This window comes from Chryseobacterium piscicola (assembly GCF_900156685.1).
In the GTDB taxonomy this organism is placed as follows: Bacteria; Bacteroidota; Bacteroidia; order Flavobacteriales; family Weeksellaceae; genus Chryseobacterium; species Chryseobacterium piscicola.
The window spans coordinates 1-26717 of record NZ_FTOJ01000012.1; the positions used below are offsets into that span (position 1 = coordinate 1).

A 26717-nucleotide genomic window follows, 5' to 3' on the forward strand; every position below is an offset into this window, starting at 1 on the left:
TGCCGAATACCTTAGCCCTGATAGTAGCGGTTACCCCACAGCAAGGGTTGGAGCGCATGGGTTTTGGCGGTGGAGAGTTTTGGAGCGAGGAGTAGTAGCGGATAGCAGGAAATAGCTCCTTAAAAAGAAATATTCAGGTGTTATTTTTAGTTATAAATACTGATATAGAAGAAATCTCTCAAGAACCTTACAATTTATGTTGTAACTTTATTTTATGAAAGAAAGAACTGTAAACGGTTTCAGATTTGAAAATTATAAAGCACCAGAACTCTCAGTTTTCGACAGACTGCTAGAGATTTTTACAGATCTTTTGACTCACACTTCCGGAGATTTTGATGAAGCTATCGAATGGCTGAGGATGCTTGATGAAGAATATAAATTGACCACTCCCGAATATTCAATTGAAGATTTTATTGAAGATTTAAAAAGGAAAGGTTTTATTCGTGAAGAAGTAAGAGCCGATGGCTCAGGTAATGGAGTTTCGCTAAGTGCGAAAATGGAGCAAAATATTCGTAAACAAGCACTAAAACAAATCTTTGGAAATGTTGCTAAAAGCGGAATCGGAAATCACAAAACCAACAAAAGTGGAACCGGAGAAGATACAACCGGAGAATTTAGAAGCTATAATTTTGGTGATTCTTTAGAAAAAATTTCAATAACCGAAAGCCTTAAAAATGCACAAATCAACAACGGAATAGGAGATTTTCATCTTACTGAAGATGATTTGATTGTAGAAGACACCATCCACCAATCTCAGATGAGCACTGTTTTAATGATTGATATTAGCCACAGCATGATTCTCTACGGTGAAGACCGTATTACTCCCGCCAAAAAAGTTGCAATGGCTCTTGTAGAATTAATTACAAGTAGATATCCTAAAGATACTATAGACATTATTGTGTTTGGAGATGACGCATGGCCTGTTAAAATTCAGGAATTGCCGTATTTGCAAGTGGGTCCATTTCATACCAATACCGTTGCAGGACTTCAATTGGCAATGGATATTCTACGTAGAAAGCGAAATACCAACAAACAAATATTCATGATTACTGATGGTAAGCCAAGCTGTGTAAGGGAGCCCGACGGTACTTACTACAAAAATTCTAACGGTCTTGATGAATACGTGGTTCAGAAATGCTACAATATGGCAGCTCAAGCGCGTAGATTGCATATTCCGGTGACAACATTTATGATTGCACAAGATTCTTATCTACAACGTTTTGTGGATGAATTTACACAAGCTAACCAAGGAAAAGCCTTCTATACAGGCTTAAATGGTTTAGGAGAAATGATTTTTCAGGACTATGAGGCTAATCGTAAAAAAAGAATTCGTTAAAAAATCTAATTTTAATGCTAAAACATGCATTTTTAAACTAATATTAAATCATATTTAAAATATTATGACAGCAAAACCAGATATCAAAACATTAGGTTCGCTAAAGGCATCAGGCTATAAGGTAAAAAGTATTAAAGATGAATTAAGAGATAATTTAATAAATAAAATTCAAAAAAAGACAAAGGTCTTTGAAGGTATTTTTGGGTATGAAAGTACAGTAATTCCACAATTGGAACATGCAATTCTCAGTCGCCACAATATCAATTTACTTGGGTTGAGAGGTCAGGCAAAAACTCGTCTTGCAAGAATGATGATTTCTTTACTTGATGATTGGATTCCTTTTGTAAGCGGAAGTGAAATTAATGATGACCCTTTAAAACCCATTTCAAGATTTGCGAAAGAATTAATTGAAAAGGAAGGCGATAATACTCCAATTGATTGGCTTCACCGCGAGGACCGTTTTTTTGAAAAACTGGCTACCCCGGATGTTACGGTTGCGGATTTGATTGGTGATATAGATCCTATTAAGGCGGCTAATCTCAAACTTTCTTATGCAGATGATAGAGTAATTCATTTTGGGATGATTCCTAGAGCAAATAGATGTATTTTTGTGATTAATGAATTGCCAGATTTGCAGGCCAGAATTCAAGTTTCTTTGTTTAATATTTTACAGGAAGGTGACATACAAATTCGTGGTTTCAAAGTAAGAATGCCTTTAGATATTCAGTTTGTTTTTACTGCAAATCCAGAAGATTATACCAATAGAGGGAGTATTGTAACACCATTGAAAGACCGTATCGGATCACAAATTTTAACGCATTATCCTCAAAATATTCATACTGCTAAAGAAATTACAAAATATGAATCTTCGCTTGATGAACGTCAAAATCAAACTGTTTATGTTCCAGAATTGGCGAAAGATCTTTTGGAGCAAATTGGTTTTGAAGCTCGGGAAAGTGAATATGTAGATGCAAAAAGTGGTGTGAGTGCAAGAATGAGCATTACAGCATTTGAAAATCTTTTGAGTACAGCAGAAAGACGAGCTTTAATTGCAGGTGAAGAAAAAACTAAGGTCAGATTAAGTGATTTTGTCGGAATTATTCCTTCCATTACTGGAAAAGTTGAGTTGGTGTATGAAGGTGAACAAGAGGGCGCTGAATTTGTAGCCGAAATACTGATTGATAATGCGGTAAAAACTTTGTTTTCTACTCATTTTCCAAAAATTGAAAAATTACAGAAGAAAACTACAGAAACTGCATACGATTCTTTGATTGCTTGGTTTTTAGGTGATAATGGTTTTTTGGAAATAATAGATGATGCTTCAGATGAAGATTATGCTAATCTGCTTAATAAAATTGAGCCTTTGGATGATTTAATTAATGAATATCAACCTGATACTAAAAAAGAGGATCAACTATTTTTAAAAGAATTTGTTCTTTGGGGATTAGCGGTCAATAAAAAACTAAATAGAGAAAGATTTAAAACGGGAGTTTTCTTTTCATAATAGTTTATCAACTTGTTGTCTTCAATCTGTTCTATTTATAAAAACATAGTATAATTTTTTAATTTTAAGCTGAATTTCCCTAAAGCGGATTTTTAAGCATTTTTGTTAACAATTAATATTATCATAAATAATTATTATTCTTCAATAAAAAAAGGCTTGAAATTATAATTTTTCAAGCCTTTTTTATAGTAAAAAAATAATTTTCAGTTGATTAAGTTGTTTTCAGTACTTTCTTTTCATCAAATATTTCAAAATGAAATTTGATATTGGCAATATTTTTCCAAGTAGCATATTTATAGAACATATATCCCAAACACATGCCCACTGTGTTAAGAAAAACGTCGTCTATATCTGCCACCCCTCGCCCTGAGAAATATTGTATAGTTTCTATAACGGTAATGGTAAAAAGGAAAGACATTGTAATAGGTATGAAAGAATTGAATCTTCGTAAACACAAGCCTAGCCAACCAAATGGACTGAAAACCAATACATTTCCTATAATGTTTACCATGAAGGCTTCTCCATCAACATCATCTGTGAAAAAATGACGAATTGTTATAAATGGTCTCATCTGTAAATAAGAAATTTCTGAAGCCTCTCTACCAGAAGCGAAAAACATCATATAAAGTAAAAATAAAGTATAAAGGAAGATGAACACTGCAAAATATCTTTTCATAAAATCCGATTTCATTAGACATAACTAGAGTGTTATTAGTTTGAGTTGTAATGAAACAAATATCTTTCCCTTTTAAATTTTAGGTAAGAACTTTATGATTTATTAAAATTGTTTAACATAATATATGAACTTTGCAAGAGAGTCGTTTTGAATTTTCCCTTTAAATAAAGGTTTTCATTCTTTCGCTAAAATAATTTTAAAACTTAACATAATAATATTACTAAATAAATATTTCTTGAATGATAGGTTATTTTTGGTCCTTAATCTTCAAATAGCTTTCCTGAATGTATTTTCTTTGTTCTACTTTATCTATTTTCTGAAACCAATATTTTTCACCATAAGTTCTTGTAATGATAGATGAGCAGAGTGATGATTTATTGATGATGTGCACCACTACAGAAGTAATTATTGTATTTGGATTATTAATGAACTGTGGAATTTTTTCTTCGGATTCTTTCCTCGTGCCGTCTGCATAGGTTGCTTTCCATAAATAAGAATATTTTTGAGAAATCTTATTTGGGAAAAATGACATGGTATCGTCATCCACTTTCACATCTTTGAAATTCGTGATTTCTACATCACATTGTTTTTCTTTTTGATCTGTTGCATTTTGTATACTGATGTTTTTCTCACAAACAAAGCTTTCATTTTCGGTTTCAATCGTTAAGCTAATTTTTGCAGTACCTAAGTGTGATCCTTTCAAAGTAATTTGACCTTCATTATTGCTTTCAACTGAAATAATTTCTTCAGGCGAAATTTTCCAAATGTAGCAATCTTCGCATTTGCCAGCTAAATCAGCTGAAAATTTTTGCGTTTCACCTATTTTGATAATTTCTGAACCAAGAATATTGCACTGCGCAAATATTCCGGCACTCATCAAGCCGAGCGTTAAAATTAAATGTTTTCTCATAGTTTTTAGTTCAAGTAATATAGAATTGATATTTTACGACGTATCGTTACAATAGTAAAGCAAAAACCATACATTTAACATAAAATAAATCTCAAAAAAAAAAGCCTTACAGAGAAGTAAGGCTTTTAAGATAATTATTTTTCGGTAAATCAAACCTGAATCACACCTAAATTAAATTTTTCAGTAATCGGTGAATGATCTGCTGCTTCAATTCCCATAGAAATCCATTTTCTGGTGTCTACAGGGTTGATGATGGCATCTGTCCACAATCTTGAGGCAGCATAAGTTGCTTCAGTTTGTTTCTGATATTTTTTTGTGATAGAATCTAAAATCTCTTGGCGTTCTTCGTCAGAAATTTCTTTTCCTTGTTTTTTTAATGTAGATTCTTGAATTTGTGCCAGAACTTTTGCAGCCTGAGTTCCACCCATTACCGCTAAATCTGCCCATGGCCAAGCTACAATCAGTCTCGGATCGTATGCTTTTCCACACATTGCATAGTTTCCTGCACCATAAGAATTTCCGGTAATAATCGTAAATTTAGGAACAACAGAATTGGAAACAGCATTTACCATTTTGGCCCCGTCTTTAATGATTCCGCCGTGTTCAGATTTTGAACCGACCATAAAACCTGTTACATCCTGTAAAAAGATTAATGGTATTTTTCTTTGGTTGCAATTCGCAATAAATCGGGTTGCTTTATCGGCAGAGTCAGAATAAATTACGCCGCCAAATTGCATTTCGCCTTTACCGCTTTTTACCAATTTTCTTTGGTTTGCAACAATTCCTACAGACCATCCGTCAACTCTTGCCGTTGCACAGATAATAGTTTTACCGTAGTCTGGTTTATATTCTTCAAATTCAGAATTGTCTACGATACATTTGATGATTTCTAAAGTATCATATTGCTCAGCTCTAGAAACCGGCATGATTCCGAAAATATTTTCAGGATTTAATTTCGGAGGGAAACTTTCAATTCTGTCAAAGCCTGCTTTTTCATAGCTCCCGACAGATTTCATAATATTTTTTATTCTGTTTAAAGCGTCTTTATCGTCTTTAGCCTTAAAATCGGTCACTCCAGAAATTGAACAGTGTGTGGTTGCACCACCCAAAGTTTCGTTATCAATACTTTCACCAATTGCAGCTTTTACCAGATAACTTCCTGCTAAGAAAATAGATCCAGTTTTGTCAACAATCATAGCCTCATCACTCATAATTGGAAGATAAGCGCCACCTGCAACACAGCTACCCATCACGGCAGAAATTTGAATAATTCCTGCAGCACTCATTTTTGCGTTATTTCTAAAGATTCTTCCAAACATTTCTTTGTCTGGGAAAATCTCATCTTGCATCGGAAGATAAACACCTGCGGAGTCTACCAGATAAATAATGGGAAGTCTGTTTTCCATAGCGATTTCCTGTGCTCTGAGATTTTTCTTACCTGTAATAGGAAACCAAGCTCCTGCTTTTACAGAAGCGTCATTGGCAACTACCAAACACTGTCTTCCAGAAACATATCCCATTACCACAACTACTCCGCCACTTGGGCAGCCGCCATGTTCTTCATACATTTCGTAGCCTGCAAAACCTCCTATTTCTATAGAATCTGAATCTTTATCCAGAAGATATTCAATTCTTTCTCTGGCAGTCATTTTTCCTTCATCACGTAACTTTTGAAGTCGTTTTTCGCCGCCTCCTTGTTTTATTTCTTTAAATAATCTGTTGATTTCAGAAAGTTTGAGTTTATTTTGATCTTCTCTTTTATTGAATTCTAAATCCATTAAATTTTATTTTATTGCGTTTTTAAATATACTACTTTTAGATAAATGTTATAAATAGTAATTTTTTTGAATTAAATATGTGGTATTCAGAAATTTATGAAATTTTTAACTATGTGATGCTTTTATTTTGGCAGTACTTTTGCTATTTTTACACTAGAGGAAAACGAGATGATGTCTCTATAAGTACTCTAAGTTCCTAGTTTATTTTTTAATAGTTTATTATTTGAAGGCCCTGAAAGTTCCCAAGACTTTCAGGGTTTTTTGTTGGTTTTAATTTAAATCTGATATTTTGCAATTTAACGAATAAAATATCATTATTTTAATGAAACCGATTTGTAAATTTGCTCAATAAAATTTGATAAATAAAAGCATGCAAAAATTAGCACTTTTCAGATTGCATTTGATTGTATTTTTATGGGGATTCACTGCAATTCTAGGAAAAATGATTACTGCTAATGCCCAAATTCTGGTATTTTATAGAATGCTGTTTGCGGCGGTATGTTTATTTATTTTCATCAGAGTTTTTAAGAAAGAAAGCATCAAAATTTCAAAAAAACTTTTCTTTCAGCTATCGGCAATTGGTTTTGCGATGGCTTTGCATTGGCTTTGTTTTTTTTATTCAATAAAAGTTTCCAATGTTTCTATTGCCTTAAGTTGTCTTTCTTTGTCTACATTATTTGCGGCAATTTTAGAGCCTTTGGTTTTTAAAAGAAAAGTAGATATCTCTGAAATTGTGATGGGAACTGTCATTGTATCTTGTATCCTTCTTATTTTCAAAACAGAATTTCAGTATAAAGAAGGGATTTTCTTCGGTATTTTATGCGCAGTTTTCGGGACAATATTTTCGGTTTTTAACGGCAAAATGTTTGGGAAAACCAGCTCGGGAAATATTATTTTTTACGAAATTTTCAGCGGATGGTTTATTTTGGCGTTAATTTATTTGTTTTCTGGGCAACTATTTCAATTAAATGAAATAAATTACCGAGATTTGGCGTTAATAGCCTTATTGGCAAGTGTTTTCACTGCGTTCCCGATGCTAGAATCCGTAAGTTTGATGAAATATATTTCGCCATTTACTTTAATTTTAACAGTAAATTTAGAACCAGTCTACGGAATTATATTAGCTTTCTTTATCTTTGGTGAATCGGAACACATGAGCCCAGTATTTTACATCGCCTCATTGGTTATGATTTTGGCTATATTAGTTAACGGTTTTATAAAAGCAAAAAAACAAAAACAACTCAAATAAGCATCTATTTATATGATGAAAAAATATTTTTTACTGGCTTTCTCATTGGTTTTTGGGATTTATCAGTCACAGATTATAAGAAAATACTCCAATGAATTCTTGAACATAGGAGCAGGAGGAAGAGGTTTAGCAATGGGTGGAGCTGTCATCAGTAATCAGGATGACGTATACTCACCAATGTGGAATCCCGCTGGTTTACTTGGAATTCAAAAAGATTGGCAAGGAGCAGCAATGCATGCAGAATATTTTGAGTCGATTGCAAAATACGATTACCTTGCCTACGCCAAAGTTTTAGAGAACGGAGTCTTTGGAGTTTCTGTTGTAAGATTGGGTGTTGATAATATTTTGAACACTACTCAATTAATTGATACGGAAGGGAACATAGATTACGATAAAATAACGCAGTTTTCACAATCCGATTATGCAGGGATTCTTTCTTACGCATTCTGTCCTGGTGCAAATCAAAATCTTGATGTAGGTGTGAATGCGAAAATTGTGTACAGAAATGTTGGGAAGTTTGCAAGTGGCTATGGTTTTGGTTTTGACGTGGGAGCGATCTACAGACTAGACAGCGGTTACAAAATCGGTGCAATGCTGAGAGATGCCACCACAACGGTAAACTTTTGGAATGTGAATCAGAAAGAGTTGTCTACTGTGGTCAACGGAGAAGAATTCAACCCGGCACCTACTGATAAAATGGAATTAACAATGCCTAAACTCAACATGGGTGTAAGCAAAAATTTCGCTATCAACAATACCATGTATGTTCTTCCGGAAGCAGGGATTAATGTGGATTTTGCTAAAACAGCTGCATTACTGTCAACCGATTTCGCAAGTATTACGCCTTATGCCGGAGCAGAATTTGGTTATCAGAAGATGATTTTTGTACGTGTGGGGGTCAATAGATTTCAATCTATTACTGATATTGAAGACCTGAGCAGAAAAGTTTCTTTCCAGCCGAGTGCAGGTATTGGTATCCGCTACAGGGGTTTAACTTTAGATTATGCCATCAGCAATTCAGGAATTGGAGCTTCTAATTTTTACTCAAATTTCTTTTCTTTAAAGCTAGACATCGGAGAATTTAGAAATGATTAATAATGCTTCCTGCAAATTGTTAGTAACATAATAAAGTCTTGAATTTAAATTTTATTAAAATTTCATTCCTAAGCCTTAAAGGTTAGAAATTTTCTTAAAATTAAACAAAATTATTCCCCTTTGAGTCGTGGTACATAATTTAATTGATTTGCAAAAGACTCTTATTTAAATTTTAAAAATGAAAAAATTAGTATTTGCTTTTACGATTCTCAGCTTTACCGCAGTTTTTGCACAGAAAGTTTCTGATTATAAATACATCAGCCTTCCAGAAAAGTTAGAAGGTTTCAAAGACAGTAACTACGGTTTAGATAAGGCTCTGACAAATTCTCTTAAAGCAAAAAAGTACATTCTTTTACCTGATAACCGTGCCGGATGGCCTGCGGGAGCAAATCAGTATCCATGTGAGGTTTTATCTGTGGATGTGTTAAATGACAGTGGAATATTTAGAAATAAAGTCATTCTCTTATTTAAAGATTGCAATAGTAAAGTGATGATGTCCCAAAAAGGATCTTCATCAATCAAAGAATTTGAAGCAGGCTTTCAAGATGCTTTGAAGCAGGCCCTGAAAGAAGTGCCGGTATCCGACGGCAAAGAGATCAGCAATATTCCTGTACCTCCTGCATTTGGAACAATAACATCATCTGGCAATAAAATAAATGAAGTTGCTACTCTTGAAGCGGTAAAAGATGATACGATTCAGAAAGCCTCGAAGGTAACTGCAGAAAAAGCATCAAATTCGTTTTCAAAAGCTGATAAATACGATAACGGTGTTATCAGTCTTCAGAAAGTTCAGATTGCGAAAGATCAGTTTATTCTGCTAGAGGACAACAGTTCAGTACCCTATGCCACATTTAAAGAGACAACTAAAAAAGATGTTTTCCGGGTAACAATGAAATCAGGAGACGCTACCATTGGATATATTGAGAATGGAAGTATTGTAATTGAAATTCCGATGGGGAATGACCGTTACTTTAAAGAAGTATTTTCTCTTTAAAAATATTACAATCAAATAGAAAAAAGGCAATCTTCTTTGGAGATTGCCTTTTTTTTATTGTGAATTATTATAAAATTCCCAAACCATTTTTGCTTTAGATTTTCCTAAAATCTCCTCTAAAGTTTCCAAACTAGATTCTTTTATTCTTTTTACAGATTTTAATTTAGACAAAAGCAATTCGATTGTTTTTCCACCAATACCGGGAATTTCCTCGAGTTCAGATTTTATTGTTGAGTTGGATCGTCTTGTTCTGTGATGTTTTACTCCAAAACGATGGGCTTCATCCCGTACACGCTGTAGAATCTTTAATGTTTCAGATTTTTTATCAAGGTATAAAGGAATAGGGTCTTCGGGGAAGAAAATTTCTTCCAATCTTTTGGCAATCCCGACGATGGTGATTTTTCCGTATAAACCTAGTAGCTTTAAGCTTTTAATTGCTGATGAAAGTTGTCCTTTGCCACCATCAATTAAGATTAATTGTGGTAAATCTTCGCCTTCGTCTAGCATTCTTTTGTAACGTCTGAAAATCACTTCTTCCATTGTTTTAAAATCGTCTGGGCCAACGACGGTTTTAGGATGAAAAATTCTGTAATCTGCTTTGCTGGGTTTTCCGTCTTTAAAAACAACACATGCCGAAACAGGATTCGTTCCTTGAATATTTGAGTTGTCAAAACCTTCAATATGTCTTGGTTCTACTGGCATCCTCAAGAGTTTCTGCATCTCTGCCATAATTCTGTTTGAATGTCTTTCTGGATCTACGATTTGTACTTGTTTCAGTTTTTCAATTCTGTATTCTTTGGCATTTTTTTCCGAAAGTTCTACGATACGTTTTTTATCGCCCATTTTAGGAACAATCAACTTCACATTCGGAATTTCTACTGTCAAATGAAAAGGAATCAAGACTTCTTTAGAATTCGATTCAAATTTCTGGCGAATTTCAATCAAGGCTTCTTCCAGAATATCTTCATCACTTTCTTCAATGATTTTTTTGATTTCTGTAGTGAAACTCTGGATGATATTTCCGTTTCGTATTTTAAAATAATTCACGTATGCTGCCGTCTCATCACTCGTCATCCCAAAGACATCTACGTCGTCAATACTAGGATTTACCACCGTATTTTTCACTTGGTAATCTTCCAGAATATTCAATCTTTCTTTGATGGTTTGTGCGTTTTCGAACTGTAGATTTTCGGCATATTTCATCATTTGATTTACCAGAAATTTCTTTGCAGTCTGGAAGTCTCCTTTGATGATCCCGCGGATGGCATCTATTTTTTCATCATAATCTTCTTTGCTTTCTAGATCTTCGCAAGGGCCTTCGCAGTTTTTAATATGATATTCTAAACAAACCTTGTATTTGCCTTCATCAATTTTTTTCGGAGCTAAATTTAAATTACAAGTTCGGAGTTTATAAATATGTTTAATGGTATCCAGAAGAATCTTCGCCGGACGCACTTTAGCATAAGGGCCATAATATTCGGACCCATCTTTAATTTTTGTACGCGTAAGAAAAATTCTTGGGAAATCTTCATTTTTAATGCAAATCCAAGGGTAGGTTTTATCGTCTTTCAACATCACGTTGTAGAAAGGCTGGTGTTCTTTAATGAGATTGTTTTCCAGCAAAAGAGCGTCGTACTCGCTGTTGACGATGGTGGTCTCCAGTCGGTGGATCTTCCCCACCATTATTTTTATTCTGTATCCTGGCAGATTCTTATTGAAGTAGGAGAGTACCCTTTTCTTTAGATTTTTTGCCTTTCCTACATACAGCAGGTTTTCGTTTTTATCATAGTATCGGTAAACACCAGGATCAGAAGGCAAAGTTTTCAGTTGTAATTCTAAAGAAGGATTCATAGAACAAAATTAGGCAATTCTAAATACAAAAAAAAGCTTCAGAGCATTCTACGTCTTTCCTATTTATTTTAAGATTCAATTTTTACCTTTTGCAGATGTCTGTATCTTCATTGATGAGGAAGCTTTGGAAATCTCATTTGATAGTTTTTTCAAGGGTAATTTTTGATAAACTGATCATTTCGCCGAATAGAATATCACAATTATCTTCGAGTGTTAAATATGAATTTCCAATTCGTTTCAAAATGTGTATTTTTAGGCAAATTTTTTAGAATGATATACGGTATAGACACCTTCGGTTTCCACGATGTTTTGGAAATCTGCAAGACCCCAAATAAAGCTATGCTTAACCAAGCAGCAAAAGATCAGATTATCAAATCTCAGAATAATGTAAAGCAGATTGTAGAGTCAGACCGTTGTGTTTACGGGATTAATACTGGGTTTGGGCCACTTTGTGATGTTAAAATTTCGGCTGATGAAACGGCTCAGTTGCAATATAATTTAATTATTTCTCATGCAGTAGGAGTGGGAAAACCTATTGATAAAGAGTTTTCAAAAATCATGATGATTACGAAGGTTCATGCATTGTCTAAAGGTTTTTCGGGCGTTTCACTGGAAGTGATCGAAAGATTGATTTTGATGTTGGAGAAAGACATTATTCCCGTAGTTCCAGAGCAAGGTTCTGTAGGAGCTTCAGGTGATTTGGCGCCTTTGTCACACTTGGTTTTGCCGCTTTTAGGCTTAGGACAGGTTTGGGTAGGAAATGAAATTTTCGAAACTGCTGAAATTCTGGAGAAAAATAATCTCGAACCTTTGGTTTTAGGTCCTAAAGAAGGTTTGGGCTTAATCAACGGAACTCAGTTTATATTGGCTCATGCCATAAAAGGATTAGAAAAATTTGAATATCTTTTAGACTTAGCAGATATGACGGCGGCGATGAGTCTTGAGGCTTATAGAGGTTCTGCAAGTCCGTTTAAAAAAGAACTTCACGACATTAGACCTTTTGCAGGAAGCAAAAAAGTAGCCGCTAGAATGCTTAAATTCTTAAAGAATTCAGACAATTTGCAAGCTCACGAATATTGCGACAGAGTACAAGATCCGTATTCTATGAGATGCGTTCCGCAGGTTCATGGTGCGAGCAGAAATGCTTTTGAACATCTTAAAATGTTAGCAGAAACAGAATTGAATTCTGTAACTGATAATCCCATTGTTTTAAGTGCCGAAGAATCTATTTCTGGTGGTAACTTCCATGGGCAATTGTTGGCGATGCCTCTAGATTATGCAACTTTGGCGGTGGCTGAATTGGGTAATATTTCAGATAGAAGAAGTTATTTGTTGCTTGAAGGAAAATACGGTTTGCCAAGATTGTTAACAGAAAGTTCAGGTTTAAATTCAGGATTTATGATTCCTCAATATACCTCTGCAGCATTGGTTACAGAGAACAAAACGCTTTGTTTCCCTGCTTCTGCAGATTCTATCCCAACAAGTTTGGGCCAGGAAGATCATGTTTCTATGGGAAGTATTTCGGGGAGAAAATTCAATCAGGTTTTAGGGAATTTAGTTAATATTTTAGCCGTTGAATTGATGTTTGCAGCACAAGGTTTAGAATTCAGAAGACCTGCGAAATGCTCAAAAATAATTGAAGATAACCACGCAATTCTCCGAACAAAAGTTGATAAGTTGGAAGACGACAGATTGATAGGGAAAGATATGCTGGCAATTGCTGAATTGATTAATGAAAGAAAATTTATTGTAAATTTTTAATTAAAAAAAATGAAAAAAATAATATTGGCTGGCTTTCTAGCAATCTCTACAATGGGATGGTCACAAGCCAAAAACGGTAAAATTCTGGAGTTGATGGAAGTAATGGGAACAAAACAGAATCTTCATAATGTATTGAATACTATGGTTGCTCAGTACAAAACTTCTTATCCGGATATTCCTTCTGAGTTTTGGAAAAAGGCGATATCAGAAGAAAATGTAAATGATTTATTTAACAAAATGATTCCTTTATATTCAAAATATTACACAGAAAAGGAAATTAACGACCTGATTGTTTTTTATAAAACGCCAACAGGTAAAAAAATGGTTGAAACAATGCCTTTGGTAATGAATGAAAGTATGGAAATTGGTCAAAAATGGGGTATGGAAATTGGTTCAAAAATTCAAGCTGAAGTAGATGCGCAAATGGTAACCACAGAAGAAGTGTCTTATTCTCCGCCACCGCCGCCAGCACCAGCAAATCCAAAAAGAAAATAAAGAAAAAAGCTTCCAACTCGGGAGCTTTTTTTGGCTTTAAATTAATCTCTCAACCGATATTCTAGCGGTAATAATTTTTCTATTTTATCATTTTAAAATTCTCTCTGATGGGTCAGTTGACCAGTGTTTGAGGTGTTTCGTTGTATCTAGGGAGTTGGTAAATGGTGAAAATTAGGGTTTCAAATGTGATGCTGCACTGCAGCTATAAGACACGGTTTGGGAAGCGGTTGTAGAAGTTTAGGCTCTAATAAATGGTCAGCCGCACGTAGTTTCTATTACAAGAATTTAAGTAAAAACATTTTTTTTTGCACGAATCGTGTTGTTGTCTTCCGTTTTTTGTGTCTAGCCGATCCTCAAACTCGTCATGCTGAGTGATCCTGCAATGAGTTCATCATTGAAAAGCTTCAGATCTTCTGTTTTTTCTTTTAAACCTAAAGCATAAAGCAAAGGAAAATAATGATCAGGCGTAGGGATGGCATATTCCAAAGCAAGGCCATGAATGTTGTAGTCGATGATGTTTTGAAAGTTTCCGTGGATAAGCCAATTGTTGGTCTTCTCTCGAGCTTCAATCGCCCAATCCCAGCCGGCTCCTACGGTGTTAATGTTTTTCCAATCGATCATTCTAAGATTGTGAACGATGTTTCCGCTTCCAATAATTAAAATTCCTTTTTCTCTAAGTTTTGATAGTTTCTTACCTAAATCAAAATGATATTGTGGTGGCTTATTATAGTCAATACTCATTTGTATTACAGGGATATCTGCATTTGGATACATGTGTTTGATGACAGACCATGCGCCGTGATCTAGGCCCCAGCTATGATCATCTTTGGCAATAGGATTTAAAATGCTGATCACTTCATCGGCTAGTTCCGGACTTCCTTGTGCGGGATATTGTACATCGAAAAGAGCCTGCGGAAAACCACTGAAATCATGTATTGTTTTGGGCATTTCCATTGCGGTTACAAACGTTCCTCTCGTTAGCCAATGAGCCGAAATACATAGAATAGCATTTGGTTTTTCAATTTCTGCAGCAGCTTTTCGAAATCCTTGTACAAATTGATTTTCTTCAATGGCATTCATTGGTGAGCCATGCCCAAGAAAAAGAACCGGCATTTTTTTACTTGCTTTATAGCTACTGCTGATTTTTTCGAGATCGTGAAGATTCATTAGAAATTATTTAGAATTGAAAAAGGTTCAGGGATTTATAAAAATACACTGAACCTTTTAGTAATGATTAAAATTTTTTCAGAAAATTAAGCCTGTTTTACAAACTGAAGTTCTCCTGCAATTTTCACTTCTTCACTTACCATTACACCACCTGCTTCAAGAGCAGCATTCCAGTTCAGTCCAAAATCTTTTCTGTTGATTTTTGCTTCAAAAGAGAAGCCTGCTTTTGTATTTCCCCATGGGTCAACATTTACACCCCCAAATTCTACATTCAATTTGATTGGTTTTGTAACCCCGTTTACGGTAAGATTTCCTTCCACTTCGTTGTTTAAAGAAGAAGATTCAAAAGTAATAGTAGGATTGGCCTCTGCATTAAAAAATTCCGCAGATTTCAGATGGTTGTCTCTGTCTGTATTGTTGGTAAAGATAGAATCTACATCGATAGTTGCATTCACTTTTGCGCTTTTGAAAGTGTCATCATCCGCTTCAATTTCTGCATTGAAATTTTTAAACTGCCCTTTTATGTTAGAAATCATCATGTGTTTTACTTTGAAAGTAACTTCACTATGCGTAGGGTCTAGGTTCCATTTTGTAGCCATAATATTTTGAATTTTAATTGTTATTTAATGAAGCAAATGTAGTGCGAGAATGATTTTTATCCATTGATTTATGATAAGAAATAGATGTTTAATAAAAAATTAACTTCAATTAAAAACACATAATCATTTATTCATCACTCATCGTTCCGGCTTCCATATCCATTTGTTTCTGGGTAACCGCTATTTTTGAAGTTAAATTTTAAACTATTTGTAATTGCCAAGTTTTAAATTAGTACGAATTGTTGTGCGGTAACGCAAGGGCTTTGAGACTTTTACTACAATTGCATAAAGAATAGGAGGCGAATAAAACGTGGTTTTATTACATAAAAAAAGCAGATAAAATAAATTATCTGCTTGTATCACGATTGAAGATGATTAATCTCCTAAAATTAAGCTTTTCTTACGTTAACTGCGTTAACTCCTTTCGCTCCGTTTTGTAAATCAAATGTTACTACATCATTTTCACGAATAGTATCTACTAAACCTGAAGAGTGTACGAAAACATCTTGACCACCTGTTGATGGTGTAATAAAACCAAATCCTTTGGTATCGTTAAAGAATTTTACTGTTCCTTGTTGCATTGTAATGTATTAAAAAAATTATTGTATTAAATTGATCAATTGTTTGGCTGTTGCCATTACTGCATTTTTAATTTTATTATGCAGTAATAAATCTATTTGTAAGCAAAAAAATGATGTTGAGGTTTTTTTAGAATCTTGAAATTACTCAAGTTGAAAAAAGGTACTGCATCTGTTATATTGATGACAAAAATGAGCGACCGTAATAGCGAAAACTGATAAAAGAGTAAACTCGAAATTTTCAGAAAAAGCATTATCAGAAGCCTGATTATTTTACAAATATACACATAATATATTGAATACAAGTACTTTTTTTATTTTTTTATTAATTCGTCTATAATTGGATTTAAAAAAAACACATAATTTTAGAGATTTCAATTGTTTTAAAATCATTTTTTTTATTATGAAAAAATAGACTCTCTGGTCTTTTTTTAAATTTGTAAATGATGGTAAGGTATTTACAACTGTATATGCTTTATAGAATACTAAAAATAGGATTTGTGGTAAAAGTCTTAATAAAGAAATGGTTGTTTAATGGCTGATATTTATTTCTTATTTTTGACAGATTCAATTTTCACACAATGAAATTACATAAATTTTCTTTATTAATGATTGTTTTGGGCGGAACTGCTTTTGCACAAACCCAGAAATTCACAATGGCAGAGGCTGTTAACGGGCTGCGAAGCAATTTGGCTATCAAAAATATCTCTCAGTTTTCATGGTCTACAGACGGCAAATCTTACATCAACGCAGTAAAAAATGCTTATCTCATTACCGATATCAAAACCGGAAAACAAGATACCCTGATTTCCCTTAACCAATTGAATAAAGGATTGGCAGATAATAAGCTCAAAAATATTCCACAAGTAAAATTTGCGGATGCTTCCAAAGGGTATTATATCTCGAATGGGAAAATGGTTTGGGTAGAAAAATCAGGAAGCGAATGGAGGATAAAAAAATCCGCAGATATTCCGAAAAAGGCAGAGAATCTGAAAGTATTTAATGATAATCAAACTTTTGCATTTACAGATAATAACAATTTATTTGTCAACAAAAACGGCAAAAAGATTGCGGTTAGCAATGAATCCAATGAGAATATTCTGTTTGGAGCATCTAATGTTCACCGAAACGAATTCGGAATTGATGCCGGTATTTTCCCAGCACCAAATTCTGAATCTTTAGCTTTCTATAGAATGGATCAAACTATGGTTGCAGATTATCCTATCATAGACTGGTCTGTAAGGCCCGCTGTAAATGCAAATATTAAATATCCGATGGCAGGAAAAACTTCTCATGAAGTGACTTTGGGTATCTTTAATATTAAAACTGAAGCAACTACATATCTAAAAATTGAAGGCGAAAAAGATCAGTATTTAACAGCAGTTACTTGGAGCCCAGATTCTAAATTTGTTTTCGTGGGAGTTTTAAACAGAGCTCAGAATCATTTAAAGATGAATCAGTATGACGCGCATACAGGAAATCTAGTGAAAACTCTATTCGAAGAAACCGACAGCAAATATGTGGAGCCACAGCATCCGTTATTGTTTTTCCCAAATTCAAACACAGATTTTATTTGGCAAAGTCAGAGAACAGGTTACAACCACCTATTTCATTACAATTTAGAAAAAGGTTTAATTGCTCAGATTACTAAGGGAGATTGGCTTGTGACCGAAGTTTTGGGGTTTAATGACAAGAAAAAAGATATTTATTATACCTCAACAGAAGTAAGCCCAACTGAGAGGCACTTGTACAGAATCAATTGGAATTCATACAAAAAACAAAGGCTGGATGATGCAGAGGGAACACATGCAGGAGTACTGAGTGCCGATGGAAATTACCTTTATGACTCTTATTCCAACGCAACAACGCCAAGAAAGGTAAATGCTATAAACACTACAACTCTAAAAATTCAAAACTTACTGACTTCAGAAAACCCGTTGAAGAATTATGACAGACCTGAAATTAAAAGTATCAACCTGAAGGCAGACGACGGGACGATTTTGTATGGGAAAATAATACTTCCCACAAATTTTGATGCCGCCAAAAAATACCCTACAATTGTTTATCTTTATAATGGGCCACATTTACAGCTCATCAATAATACTTTTCCGGCTTCAGGAAATCTTTGGTACGAATATATGGCTCAAAACGGCTATATTATTTTCACAATGGATGGAAGAGGTTCTTCAAACCGGGGGATGAAATTTGAACAAGCGGTTTTTAGAAATCTTGGAACAACTGAAATGAACGACCAGTTGCAGGGTGTAAAATATCTGAAATCTCTTCCGTATGTAGATTCTGATAGATTAGGGATTCACGGATGGAGCTTTGGGGGTTTTATGACGACAAGCTTTATGCTTCGTCAACCTGATGTTTTCAAAGTAGGTGTTGCAGGTGGCCCTGTAATAGATTGGAGCATGTACGAAATCATGTACGGCGAAAGATATATGGATTCTCCTCAAGAAAATCCTCAAGGTTATGCAGCTTCAAATCTTTTAGATAAAGTTCAGAATCTTAAAGGAAAACTTTTGATGATTCACGGTGCGCAAGATGATGTAGTGGTTTGGCAACATTCTATGAAATTCATCAAATCTTCGGTTGATAACGGGGTGCAAGTAGATTACTTCGTGTATCCGGGTCATCCACACAATGTTGGCGGAAAAGACAGAGTGCATCTAATGCAGAAAGTGACTGATTATTTTGATCAGAATTTAAAGAAATAAAATTGATGCTAGCAAATGGCTTTTTGCGAACAACTCTCATTATATAGTAATTCCAGTCTGAATAGGCTGGAATTTTTATTTCAATACTAGTATAGATATTGAATCGTGTGATGTGTGAAATGTTCATAGTTAATCGTTCTTACCAAACATCAACGTTTGTAATCGTTCGTTAAACTAATTTTGTCCCATAAATATCAACAATATGGAATTAGGAATAGGAATGTTTGGCGACTTGGCTTTTGACCAAGCCACCGGAAAATATAGAGATGCGGGAATCAAAATAAGAGAAATACTTGAACAAGTAAAGCTAATGGATGAGGTGGGAATTGATGTTTTTGCAATGGGAGAACATCACCGTGCAGATTACGCCGTTTCTTCACCTGAAATGGTTTTGGCTGCTGCGGCAAGCATCACAAAAAATATAAAATTAGCGAGTGGTGTAACAGTTCTAAGTTCATCCGAACCCGTAAAAGTATATGAAGATTTTTCAACTTTAGATTTAATCTCAGACGGAAGGGCAGAAATATATGTAGGTCGTGGAAGTTTTATAGAATCTTTTCCTTTGTACGGATATTCTTTAAATGATTATGAAGAATTATTTGACGAAAAATTAGAATTATTATTAAAAATAAATTCTGAAGAAAACGTTTCTTGGTCAGGAAAACTTCGTGCTCCGATGCAAAATCAAACGGTATATCCGAGAGCGAAAAACAAGGGTAAGCTTCCCATCTGGAGAGCGGTTGGTGGAACTCCGCAATCTGTTTTAAGTGCAGCGCAACTGGGAATGCCTTTGGTAGTTGCAATCATTGGCGGAATGCCGGTTCAGTTTAAAAATTTAATTGATTTTTACAAACAAGAGTATCTAAAAGCAGGTCATGACGAATCTAAAATGCAGATTGCGATTCATTCTCATACCTTTGTGAGTGAAGATGAAAATGTGATTGAAGGATATTTTCATACCTACAAATCTCAGATGGACAGAATAGGAAAGTCCCGAGGTTGGGCACCGTACACAAAAATGCAGTACGATGGTGGAAAAGCCAGAGAAGGTGCTTTATTTATTGGGAATGCAGATCATGTTACAGATAAAATAAACTATATGAAAGAAATTTTCGGGATTACAAGATTTATCGGACACATGGATGTCGGAGATCCTGCTCACGATATAATGATGAAATCTATAGCGTTGTTTGGCGAAAAAGTAGCTCCCAAAGTGAAATAGTATTAATTACAATAACATTGGCCCTTTCTGTATTTCAAATACAAGAAGGGCTTTTTAGTTAAACAATCTCAATCAAACTTCCCCGTTCCTCATCCTTTGTGATATGCAGCGAAACAGGGATTTTCTCTTTCAGTTCTTCCACATGAGAAATAATTCCCACAATTCTGTTTTCTTTCTGCAGATTCATTAGTGTTTCAAAAACAATATTCACCGATTCTACATCCTGAGTTCCGAAACCTTCATCGATGAAAAAGAAATTTTTCTCCGATTGCGCATTGGTTTGTACACTCTCTGCCAAAGCCAACGCAAGACTCAAAGAAACCTGAAATGCCTGTCCGCCAGACAAAGTTTTTACACTTCTGCTTCTCCCTTCATTCAGGTAATCAATGATTTCAAAATCATTGTTTTCGTTCAACTGTAAACTTAGTTGATTTCTCGTCATTCGGTGAAAGCGAACGTTGGCGTGGTCGCATAATTGTCTTAGGTAAATAGACGAAATATACCGTACAAAACCCGCTCCATTAAAGAGATTTTGCATTATCGCAAGATTCTCACGACGCTTTTGAGCTTTCGCCAAATCTAGCAAAAGATTTTCTTTTTTCTTAAATTCTTTCTCAAGCCTTTCAATCTCTGAGCTTATTTTCACCACAGAATCGTTGGCGATTTTCAAATCATTTTCAATTGTTTTAAACTGATTTTCTGCTACAGCAAACTGTTCTTCATCAAAAGAAAAATCTTTTAGCTTAATTTCCAATTCAGAAATTACATTCCTCAAAGTTTCAAATTGTATTCTGAAATTTTGAATTGTATTTCTCATTTGTTGCACATTAATTTCCTGCAACAGAATATTTTGAACTGCATTGACATCGATGAAATTATTTTCAACTAAGGATTCCGTTAAATAATCTTCATTCTCTGAAACTTCTTTTTCCAATTCTGAAATTCGGGTTTCTAATTGATTAACGATTGTTTTTTGCTCGGCTAATTTTGGTGAAATTTCTTTTTCATCTTTTATGAGCTGCTGATAGTTTTGCTCAGTTTCAAGATTAGATTGTGCAAGTTTCTTATAAACATCTTCAATCTCTGCAATTTCTTTTCCCTGATAATCTAGCCATTGTAAAATTTTCAGATTGGATTCGCTAGTTTTAATTTGAGTTTCAACTTCTCTTTCTTTAAGTTTAAATTCTTCTAAAGCTTTCTTGTATTTTTCTAAATTTCCACGCTCTTTTTCCAATAATTTTTGTTGTTCGGAAATTTGTCTACTCTGTTCTTCAATTTGCTTTTCAATTTCAAAAGACTGCTGACGTTTTTGTTCAAATTCCGCTTCATTTTCTGCATTAAAATCTTTCCAAACAAAGTTTTTTCTATGATTATCAGTAATGATTTTAATTTGATTTAAATTTTCCTGCTCAGCTTTTTCCTGTTCTTCAAAAATCTTTTTTCGGTCTAAAATCTTTTCAATTTCAGAAACTTGTTTCAGGTGTAAACCTTTTTGAATTTCAATTTGCTCAATCTGTTTTTTAATAACATTTACTTCAGCATTCACATCATCAAATTCCACAATATTCGGATGTTCCAGCGCGCCACAAAGCGGGCAAGATTCTCCGTCGTGCAATTCTCCCGCAAAATGAGCCAACTTCTGCTGAACTTCAAGCTGATTTCTTCCCTCAGAAAGTTTTTTCATTTCAGTTTCTAAAGCTTCAGATTTCAGTTTAAAATCTTCTTTGTAGGTTTCAGTATTTACAGAAAAAGAAATGAGTTCAGCATTTAGTTTCTCAATTTTTATCTGAGCTTCTTCAATCTTCCCGGTTTGATTTTTTGCTGATTCCGCTAAGTTTTTCTGCTCCAAAAACCAATTTCCAACATGAATTAAAGTATTTGAATCTATTTTTTTAGGTTTTAAAGCTTCAGCACTTTCGGTGAGTTCACTTATTTTTTTCTGAATTAAAAGATGCACAGCTTCAACTTCTAATACTTTATCCGAACCTTTATCAGTTCGATCTTTTAAAGTTTTAATATCACTTGAAAACTCAAGCATTTTCAGAATCAAACCTAAATCATTTGCCTGAATTTTAGATTGCTCTAAAGCTTCAAATTTCGGTAAAATGACAGCTAATTTATTTTTAATATCTTCAAATCTGGTAGCGGTTTCTTGTAGAATTTTAAACTGATTGTCTTTGTTTTTCAATTGCTCTGAAATTTCTTTCTGCAGTTTATTTTTCTCCGCAATAATCGGTGTGAAAATTCTGAAAACTTTATCAAAAAGTTCCGTTTTTATTTCTAATTCATCTACTTCCGCTTTCTGCAAACGGAGTTTTTCAAAATCAAATTTTTTCTGTTTTAGCGATTCGAAATCGGTCTTTAAATTTTTTAGTTGTTGGTATTTTTCTTCAATATTTTTAAACTGAATTTTTATTTCCTCAAATTTTTGCTGTTCGGTTTTTAAATTTTCTTTTTCAAACAAAATCTGCTCTTCATTTACTTCTTCAAAACCTTTCAGCTGACCATCCAGCTGATCGAGCTCAGATTTGTTTTTAGTATTTAAAACAGACACATTATTTTGCAAATCAAACCGATGAAGACTGAAAATCTCCTTCATCATATTCGTACGCTCGGTGGCTCCCAGTTCAAGAAACTCTTTAAACTGACCTTGCGGAATGATGATCGTCCTCTTAAAATTGGCATAACTCAACCCAATAATTTTCTCAGCTTTAGAATGCTCTAACGGAATCCAGGTTTCATTTTTCCATTCATAGAAACTAACTTCTGGCGTTTTCACATCTTCAAAATTCTTTGAATTCCTTTTGAATTCTCTTTTTGCTCGAAATTTTTTATTTTCATAATTAATAAAATCAAATTCAATCAAAGATTTATTTGATTTTAAATTCATCATATTATAGGCGCGCTTATCTCTTGAATTCAGACGCTCAGTTTCGCCGTAGAGCGCAAAAGAAATCGCTTCCAGGATAGAAGATTTCCCAGAACCTACAGACCCGAAAATACCGAACAAACCGGCTTCCGTCAGGTTTTCAAAATCGATTTTCTGGCGTTCCTGATAAGAATAAAGACCTTCTAATGTGAGTTGAATTGGAATCATTGGGTATGGTTGATAGTTAACAGATGATGTTTTTTGGTTAGATAGATTGAAGTTTTCCTAAAGTAATTCAGTAAAAATTTTTATTAAATCTTCATTCGGTTCTTGTCCGTTATTTTTAGATTTAAAATAATCTTTAAACAACGCTTGAATATCCTGATTGAGGTTGATTTCACTCAATTGTTTTTCGTTAAAATTCTGATTTTTTACTTTCGGAATCAAGTGTACAATGCCGCCATGAGACTGATAGATTAATTTTCTTTCTTCGGCTTTTAAAAAAGTTTCGCTTTCCAAAGTGAGTTCAACCAGTGTGTCCGGATTTTCCTGAAGCCATTCAATGGTTTTTTCTACCGAATCAAAGGTTTTTCTAACCAAAGGTTTCCCGTTTTCCAAAGCAATTTTATCATACGAAATGGCTTTGTTGGGTTCTGCTTCTATGATGGAAACATATTTCGTTTGCCCAGCCTCGCTAAAGCTGTAGCACAAAGGCGAAGACGAATAAACAACAGGTTTTTCAGCCGTTCCGATGTTCTGAAAACCATGCAGATGCCCCAAAGCTGTATATTGAATCTGATGCGGAATAATATCCGACCAGATCAGGTCTGCATTTCCAATCTTAATTGGTTTTTCGCCTTCCGGTTCCTCCACCATTGGCGCGCCTTTTTTGTTCATATACAAATGCGCCATCAACAGATTGATTCCATTTTCATCGCAGAATTTATCGGCAATTTGCTTCCAGTTTTCTCTCAAAACTTGGTTGAGCTCCTCATCCTTATTTTCTCCCAAATATTCTTTCAGACGGACTTCATTCGCATAAGGCGTGTGCAAAATTCTAACAGGGAAGTTCTTATTTTTAAATTCCAGTTCAATAAAACCAGCGGCAGATTTTGAAATTTTAAAATGTTCAAGTTCAAAAGGTGCAATGTGAGCTTTCGGATGACCGATTAAAATTATACCGCATTCTCTTGCCAACGGATCTGGCGCATCAATCAAACTTGGTGCATCGTGATTTCCCGAAATGGCGACCACAGGACGTTTTCCATTTAATGATAAACGTTTTAAAGTCTTATAAAAAAGTTCTGTCGCTTCTACACTCGGATTAAAATTATCGTACAAATCTCCGGCAATCAAAACCAGATCTACGTTTTCACGGTCTGCGATGTCAACGATTTCGTTCATCACCAAAACCTGTTCTTCCATGCGTGAAAAACGGTCAAGGCGTTTGCCCAAATGCCAATCGGCGGTGTGGAGGATTTTCATTTTATTTCGTCTTCTTGTTCCTTTTCTGTGGCTAATTTGGCTTTCGTGTTTTCACGCATTTCCTTCAAACGGTTCTTTCTTTTCAGCTCAGCTTCCTGAATTTTTCGCTTCTTATTGGCGATAATTTTATTGTATGTTTTCTTATTGGCGTCTGTATTTCTACTCATCTCAATTTATTGTATGTTCATTCAACTTTGAAATCGGTTTAGCTAAATTAATCTATTCTTGAGAGAAAACATTAATTTGAAACTAATTTAGATGTTCTATTCTGTATTTGAACTTATTAGATTTTTAATTCTAATTTTCGCTGAACACAATCATTTAATCTACTGTTTTTTCAAATTTGTCGGCATAAAAAAATAAAAATTTCTCTTTTCTATAAAACATACCTATTTATAATTTCAGAAGTACTCCGTTGGTTTCAAACGTCAGTGTTTTTCACTTCCAGAGATCTCCGTTGGATTAAAACATCCCTGTTTGTAACCTCCGGAGTCTGCATTTTGTTTAAAACAAGCCTGTTTGTAATAAAATGCGGTTGCAGTTGATTTGCTTCAATGCTGTTTGTGACCAAAAGCAATTTTGAAACATCAAACCTAATGGGTTTCTAAAACCCGTTAGGTTTAAGAACTGCATATCTCGCATTTTTACAGGCAAGTTTGAAGCATGAAACCTCATAGGTTTTGAAAACCTATGAGGTTTAGAGATGAAATAATTAACTTTACAAAATTATGGAGCAACAATCAAAAGATCCTTTACACGGAAAACGTCTCGATGCCATTCTTGAGGAATTGGTAGAATATTATCAGGGTTTTGAAGAATTGGGAAAACAAATCAACATCAAATGTTTTACAGATAATCCTAGCATCAATTCGTCATTGAAGTTTTTACGAAAGACAGATTGGGCAAGAGCGAAAGTGGAAAGTCTGTATCTGTATGTTTTGAGACAGAAAAAAAAGCAAGAATCAAAAAACAGAAACTAGTATGTTGAAGATGATTCTTTACAGATATTTAATGAATCAATTCTTTCAAAAACAGTATATTTGTGCCGTTTAATCGTGAAAAAAATTCACGCAAAAAAAGAAATATGACTATTGATAACAATCATGTGGTAGCTGTAAAGTACATTCTTCACACTATCGAAGAGGATGGAAGTAAAATCCTTGTAGAAGAAACGACAGCAGAAAATCCGCTTACATTTTTATATGGTGTAGGAATGATGATTCCTAAATTTGAACAAAACATCCACGGATTAACAGCTGGTGATACCGCAGCTTTTGTAATTCAGGCTGAGGAAGCTTACGGTGAAAAACAAGAAGATGCGATTGCACAATTGCCAATCGATATGTTTGGTGACGCAGGAATTCCTCCAGTGGGAGCTATTTTGCCTCTTACGGATAATGAAGGAAATAATTTCCAGGCTTTTGTAGTAGAAGTAACTCCGGAAGCTGTAATTGCAGACCTTAATCATCCAATGGCGGGGAAAGTTTTAGATTTCCAAGTTGAGATCTTAAATACGCGTCCTGCAACAGAAGAAGAATTGTCTCACGGTCATGCTCACGGTATTGACGGAAACGAGGCTCACTAAGAGTTTTTCAAAAAAAATAAGAATATCCATCAGAAATGTTGGATATTTTTTTTGATAATAGAGTAGGATTAAAATTGATCAAAATTCATTTCTCCAGGTCAAAAGAGTGTGATATTAATTAATTTTGAAGAAATTTTCTTTACTTTAGGACTGGAAAAAAATCTATATTTCATTCTAAAAATTCTCCTGAAACATAATACCAGCGGTTTTGAATCATTTTAAATTTTGATAATTCGTGGTGAACTTGTTTTTGGCCGTCCTCATCGGTGTAGAATGCCTTAAACTCTACTTTGCTGAGGGAGGGTTTGTTTACAATTTCCAAATTTGTCCATTCATTTATTTCTCCCCACTGCTGCAAATCTTTTGTATTGTGAAATTGTCTTTTGCTTGGCGATGTGGTTTCCATTAAATATTTTCCGTTCGAAATGGCAAATGCCGAAAATCTAGAACGCATCAAAGCCTCTGCAGTGGGAGCGTGTTTTTCTCCTTTGTGAAAAGGTTTGCAGCATTCTTCATAAGTTTTTCCGGAGCAACAAGGGCAGTTCATTTCTTTTGATTTTTTTGAAATACAAATGTACACGATTATTTTTTCACGAATTACAAAAGGCATGATTCAATAGTGACGGGCTTTATTCTGTTTACAATTTAAATTAATTCCATTGGCTTTAGTCAAAATTTATTTCACACTGATTTTGCAATGAAGCAGATTTAAATTTGTGTCAGTAGCGAAATGATTTGTGCCATTTGTGTTTGAAAAATTTCCCACAGATTGCACAGATTCTAATTGAAATATCTGCTCGGTCAGCAAAATCTGCATAAAACCAATTCGAGCCAGTTGTA

22 protein-coding genes are annotated in these 26717 nt (G+C 34.4%); 11 read left to right on the plus strand and 11 right to left on the minus strand.

Going from position 1 to position 26717, the window contains the following annotated elements:
• The first annotated feature begins 214 nt into the window (after window positions 1-214).
• Together BW939_RS14550 and BW939_RS14555 are read left to right on the plus strand one after the other, a co-directional pair.
• Window positions 215-1336 carry a vWA domain-containing protein gene (locus BW939_RS14550; protein WP_076452751.1) on the plus strand — a complete coding sequence of 374 codons (1122 nt, stop codon included), beginning with the start codon at window positions 215-217 and terminating at the stop codon, window positions 1334-1336.
• Window positions 1337-1400: 64 nt separating this feature from the next.
• The gene (locus BW939_RS14555) at window positions 1401-2840 is read left to right on the plus strand and encodes an AAA family ATPase (RefSeq protein WP_076452752.1); all 1440 of its coding nucleotides are present in this window, start codon (window positions 1401-1403) and stop codon (window positions 2838-2840) included.
• Between the two features lie 211 nt (window positions 2841-3051).
• On the opposite strand, the gene BW939_RS14560 is transcribed toward BW939_RS14555, so the two are convergent.
• The 3 genes from BW939_RS14560 to BW939_RS14570 form a co-directional block, all read right to left on the minus strand.
• Complete coding sequence (locus tag BW939_RS14560; protein WP_159439281.1) at window positions 3052-3516, minus strand: VanZ family protein; 465 nt, start codon at window positions 3514-3516, stop codon at window positions 3052-3054.
• Between the two features lie 247 nt (window positions 3517-3763).
• Window positions 3764-4426: a hypothetical protein gene (locus BW939_RS14565; RefSeq protein WP_123891548.1), complete on the minus strand. Its 663-nt coding sequence runs from the start codon at window positions 4424-4426 to the stop codon at window positions 3764-3766.
• Between the two features lie 149 nt (window positions 4427-4575).
• A complete protein-coding gene (locus tag BW939_RS14570; protein ID WP_076452755.1) occupies window positions 4576-6204 on the minus strand; it encodes an acyl-CoA carboxylase subunit beta in 1629 nt (542 codons plus the stop codon).
• A gap of 370 nt (window positions 6205-6574) precedes the next feature.
• Here BW939_RS14570 and BW939_RS14575 point away from each other — a divergent pair, with 370 nt between their 5' ends.
• From BW939_RS14575 to BW939_RS14585, 3 genes are all read left to right on the plus strand, one after another.
• Window positions 6575-7453: a DMT family transporter gene (locus tag BW939_RS14575; RefSeq protein ID WP_076452756.1), complete on the plus strand. Its 879-nt coding sequence runs from the start codon at window positions 6575-6577 to the stop codon at window positions 7451-7453.
• 12 nt (window positions 7454-7465) lie between these two features.
• Window positions 7466-8548, plus strand: coding sequence for a putative type IX sorting system protein PorV2 (locus tag BW939_RS14580; RefSeq protein ID WP_076452757.1), 1083 nt, complete (start codon window positions 7466-7468; stop codon window positions 8546-8548).
• Window positions 8549-8726: 178 nt separating this feature from the next.
• Window positions 8727-9542, plus strand: a complete 816-nt coding sequence (locus tag BW939_RS14585; protein ID WP_076452758.1) for a hypothetical protein — start codon at window positions 8727-8729, stop codon at window positions 9540-9542.
• A gap of 54 nt (window positions 9543-9596) precedes the next feature.
• Here the strand turns inward: BW939_RS14585 and uvrC are convergent, their stop codons facing one another.
• Complete coding sequence (gene uvrC, locus BW939_RS14590; protein ID WP_076452759.1) at window positions 9597-11393, minus strand: excinuclease ABC subunit UvrC; 1797 nt, start codon at window positions 11391-11393, stop codon at window positions 9597-9599.
• Window positions 11394-11663: 270 nt separating this feature from the next.
• Here uvrC and hutH point away from each other — a divergent pair, with 270 nt between their 5' ends.
• Both hutH and BW939_RS14600 read left to right on the plus strand, forming a co-directional pair.
• A complete protein-coding gene (gene hutH / locus BW939_RS14595) occupies window positions 11664-13154 on the plus strand; it encodes a histidine ammonia-lyase (protein WP_076452760.1) in 1491 nt (496 codons plus the stop codon).
• A 9-nt stretch (window positions 13155-13163) separates the two neighbouring features.
• Entirely contained in the window at window positions 13164-13649 is a 486-nt protein-coding gene (locus BW939_RS14600; protein ID WP_076452761.1) for a DUF2059 domain-containing protein, read from the plus strand.
• Between the two features lie 342 nt (window positions 13650-13991).
• On the opposite strand, the gene ygiD is transcribed toward BW939_RS14600, so the two are convergent.
• The 3 genes from ygiD to BW939_RS14615 form a co-directional block, all read right to left on the minus strand.
• Window positions 13992-14816 carry a 4,5-DOPA-extradiol-dioxygenase gene (ygiD, locus tag BW939_RS14605; RefSeq protein WP_076452762.1) on the minus strand — a complete coding sequence of 275 codons (825 nt, stop codon included), beginning with the start codon at window positions 14814-14816 and terminating at the stop codon, window positions 13992-13994.
• An 86-nt stretch (window positions 14817-14902) separates the two neighbouring features.
• Complete coding sequence (locus tag BW939_RS14610) at window positions 14903-15415, minus strand: YceI family protein (protein WP_076452763.1); 513 nt, start codon at window positions 15413-15415, stop codon at window positions 14903-14905.
• 389 nt (window positions 15416-15804) lie between these two features.
• On the minus strand, window positions 15805-15996 hold the full coding sequence (locus BW939_RS14615) for a cold-shock protein (RefSeq protein ID WP_076452764.1): 192 nt from the start codon (window positions 15994-15996) through the stop codon (window positions 15805-15807).
• Window positions 15997-16574: 578 nt separating this feature from the next.
• On the opposite strand from BW939_RS14615, the gene BW939_RS14620 reads away from it, so the two are divergent.
• A complete protein-coding gene (locus BW939_RS14620; RefSeq protein WP_076452765.1) occupies window positions 16575-18716 on the plus strand; it encodes a S9 family peptidase in 2142 nt (713 codons plus the stop codon).
• 202 nt (window positions 18717-18918) lie between these two features.
• On the plus strand, window positions 18919-19938 hold the full coding sequence (locus BW939_RS14625; protein WP_076452766.1) for an LLM class flavin-dependent oxidoreductase: 1020 nt from the start codon (window positions 18919-18921) through the stop codon (window positions 19936-19938).
• Between the two features lie 58 nt (window positions 19939-19996).
• Here the strand turns inward: BW939_RS14625 and BW939_RS14630 are convergent, their stop codons facing one another.
• From BW939_RS14630 to BW939_RS15965, 3 genes are read right to left on the minus strand one after another with little or no spacing between them, the layout of a single operon-like run.
• Window positions 19997-23035, minus strand: a complete 3039-nt coding sequence (locus BW939_RS14630; RefSeq protein WP_076452767.1) for an SbcC/MukB-like Walker B domain-containing protein — start codon at window positions 23033-23035, stop codon at window positions 19997-19999.
• A 57-nt stretch (window positions 23036-23092) separates the two neighbouring features.
• On the minus strand, window positions 23093-24292 hold the full coding sequence (gene sbcD / locus BW939_RS14635; RefSeq protein ID WP_076452768.1) for a metallophosphoesterase family protein: 1200 nt from the start codon (window positions 24290-24292) through the stop codon (window positions 23093-23095).
• Window positions 24289-24459 (minus strand): hypothetical protein, encoded by a 171-nt coding sequence (locus tag BW939_RS15965; protein WP_165787321.1) that lies wholly within the window; start codon window positions 24457-24459, stop codon window positions 24289-24291. The genes sbcD and BW939_RS15965 overlap by 4 nt, the downstream gene beginning before the upstream one ends.
• Window positions 24460-25020: 561 nt before the next feature.
• Between BW939_RS15965 and BW939_RS14640 the strand changes: the two genes are divergently transcribed.
• Window positions 25021-25272, plus strand: a complete 252-nt coding sequence (locus BW939_RS14640; protein ID WP_076452769.1) for a VF530 family protein — start codon at window positions 25021-25023, stop codon at window positions 25270-25272.
• A gap of 104 nt (window positions 25273-25376) precedes the next feature.
• A complete protein-coding gene (locus BW939_RS14645; RefSeq protein WP_076452770.1) occupies window positions 25377-25877 on the plus strand; it encodes an FKBP-type peptidyl-prolyl cis-trans isomerase in 501 nt (166 codons plus the stop codon).
• A 169-nt stretch (window positions 25878-26046) separates the two neighbouring features.
• On the opposite strand, the gene BW939_RS14650 is transcribed toward BW939_RS14645, so the two are convergent.
• Window positions 26047-26487 carry a YchJ family protein gene (locus BW939_RS14650; protein ID WP_228417249.1) on the minus strand — a complete coding sequence of 147 codons (441 nt, stop codon included), beginning with the start codon at window positions 26485-26487 and terminating at the stop codon, window positions 26047-26049.
• Window positions 26488-26717 lie beyond the last annotated feature (230 nt).

What these genes read in the sequence shown, in the direction of transcription:
- BW939_RS14550 (WP_076452751.1), top strand. Translation starts at nt 215, where the DNA reads ATGAAAGAAAGAACTGTAAACGGTTTCAGATTTGAAAATTATAAAGCA.
- BW939_RS14555 (WP_076452752.1), top strand. Translation starts at nt 1,401, where the DNA reads ATGACAGCAAAACCAGATATCAAAACATTAGGTTCGCTAAAGGCATCA.
- BW939_RS14560 (WP_159439281.1), bottom strand. Translation starts at nt 3,516, where the DNA reads ATGAAAAGATATTTTGCAGTGTTCATCTTCCTTTATACTTTATTTTTA.
- BW939_RS14565 (WP_123891548.1), bottom strand. Translation starts at nt 4,426, where the DNA reads ATGAGAAAACATTTAATTTTAACGCTCGGCTTGATGAGTGCCGGAATA.
- BW939_RS14570 (WP_076452755.1), bottom strand. Translation starts at nt 6,204, where the DNA reads ATGGATTTAGAATTCAATAAAAGAGAAGATCAAAATAAACTCAAACTT.
- BW939_RS14575 (WP_076452756.1), top strand. Translation starts at nt 6,575, where the DNA reads ATGCAAAAATTAGCACTTTTCAGATTGCATTTGATTGTATTTTTATGG.
- BW939_RS14580 (WP_076452757.1), top strand. Translation starts at nt 7,466, where the DNA reads ATGATGAAAAAATATTTTTTACTGGCTTTCTCATTGGTTTTTGGGATT.
- BW939_RS14585 (WP_076452758.1), top strand. Translation starts at nt 8,727, where the DNA reads ATGAAAAAATTAGTATTTGCTTTTACGATTCTCAGCTTTACCGCAGTT.
- uvrC (WP_076452759.1), bottom strand. Translation starts at nt 11,393, where the DNA reads ATGAATCCTTCTTTAGAATTACAACTGAAAACTTTGCCTTCTGATCCT.
- hutH (WP_076452760.1), top strand. Translation starts at nt 11,664, where the DNA reads ATGATATACGGTATAGACACCTTCGGTTTCCACGATGTTTTGGAAATC.
- BW939_RS14600 (WP_076452761.1), top strand. Translation starts at nt 13,164, where the DNA reads ATGAAAAAAATAATATTGGCTGGCTTTCTAGCAATCTCTACAATGGGA.
- ygiD (WP_076452762.1), bottom strand. Translation starts at nt 14,816, where the DNA reads ATGAATCTTCACGATCTCGAAAAAATCAGCAGTAGCTATAAAGCAAGT.
- BW939_RS14610 (WP_076452763.1), bottom strand. Translation starts at nt 15,415, where the DNA reads ATGGCTACAAAATGGAACCTAGACCCTACGCATAGTGAAGTTACTTTC.
- BW939_RS14615 (WP_076452764.1), bottom strand. Translation starts at nt 15,996, where the DNA reads ATGCAACAAGGAACAGTAAAATTCTTTAACGATACCAAAGGATTTGGT.
- BW939_RS14620 (WP_076452765.1), top strand. Translation starts at nt 16,575, where the DNA reads ATGAAATTACATAAATTTTCTTTATTAATGATTGTTTTGGGCGGAACT.
- BW939_RS14625 (WP_076452766.1), top strand. Translation starts at nt 18,919, where the DNA reads ATGGAATTAGGAATAGGAATGTTTGGCGACTTGGCTTTTGACCAAGCC.
- BW939_RS14630 (WP_076452767.1), bottom strand. Translation starts at nt 23,035, where the DNA reads ATGATTCCAATTCAACTCACATTAGAAGGTCTTTATTCTTATCAGGAA.
- sbcD (WP_076452768.1), bottom strand. Translation starts at nt 24,292, where the DNA reads ATGAAAATCCTCCACACCGCCGATTGGCATTTGGGCAAACGCCTTGAC.
- BW939_RS15965 (WP_165787321.1), bottom strand. Translation starts at nt 24,459, where the DNA reads ATGAGTAGAAATACAGACGCCAATAAGAAAACATACAATAAAATTATC.
- BW939_RS14640 (WP_076452769.1), top strand. Translation starts at nt 25,021, where the DNA reads ATGGAGCAACAATCAAAAGATCCTTTACACGGAAAACGTCTCGATGCC.
- BW939_RS14645 (WP_076452770.1), top strand. Translation starts at nt 25,377, where the DNA reads ATGACTATTGATAACAATCATGTGGTAGCTGTAAAGTACATTCTTCAC.
- BW939_RS14650 (WP_228417249.1), bottom strand. Translation starts at nt 26,487, where the DNA reads ATGCCTTTTGTAATTCGTGAAAAAATAATCGTGTACATTTGTATTTCA.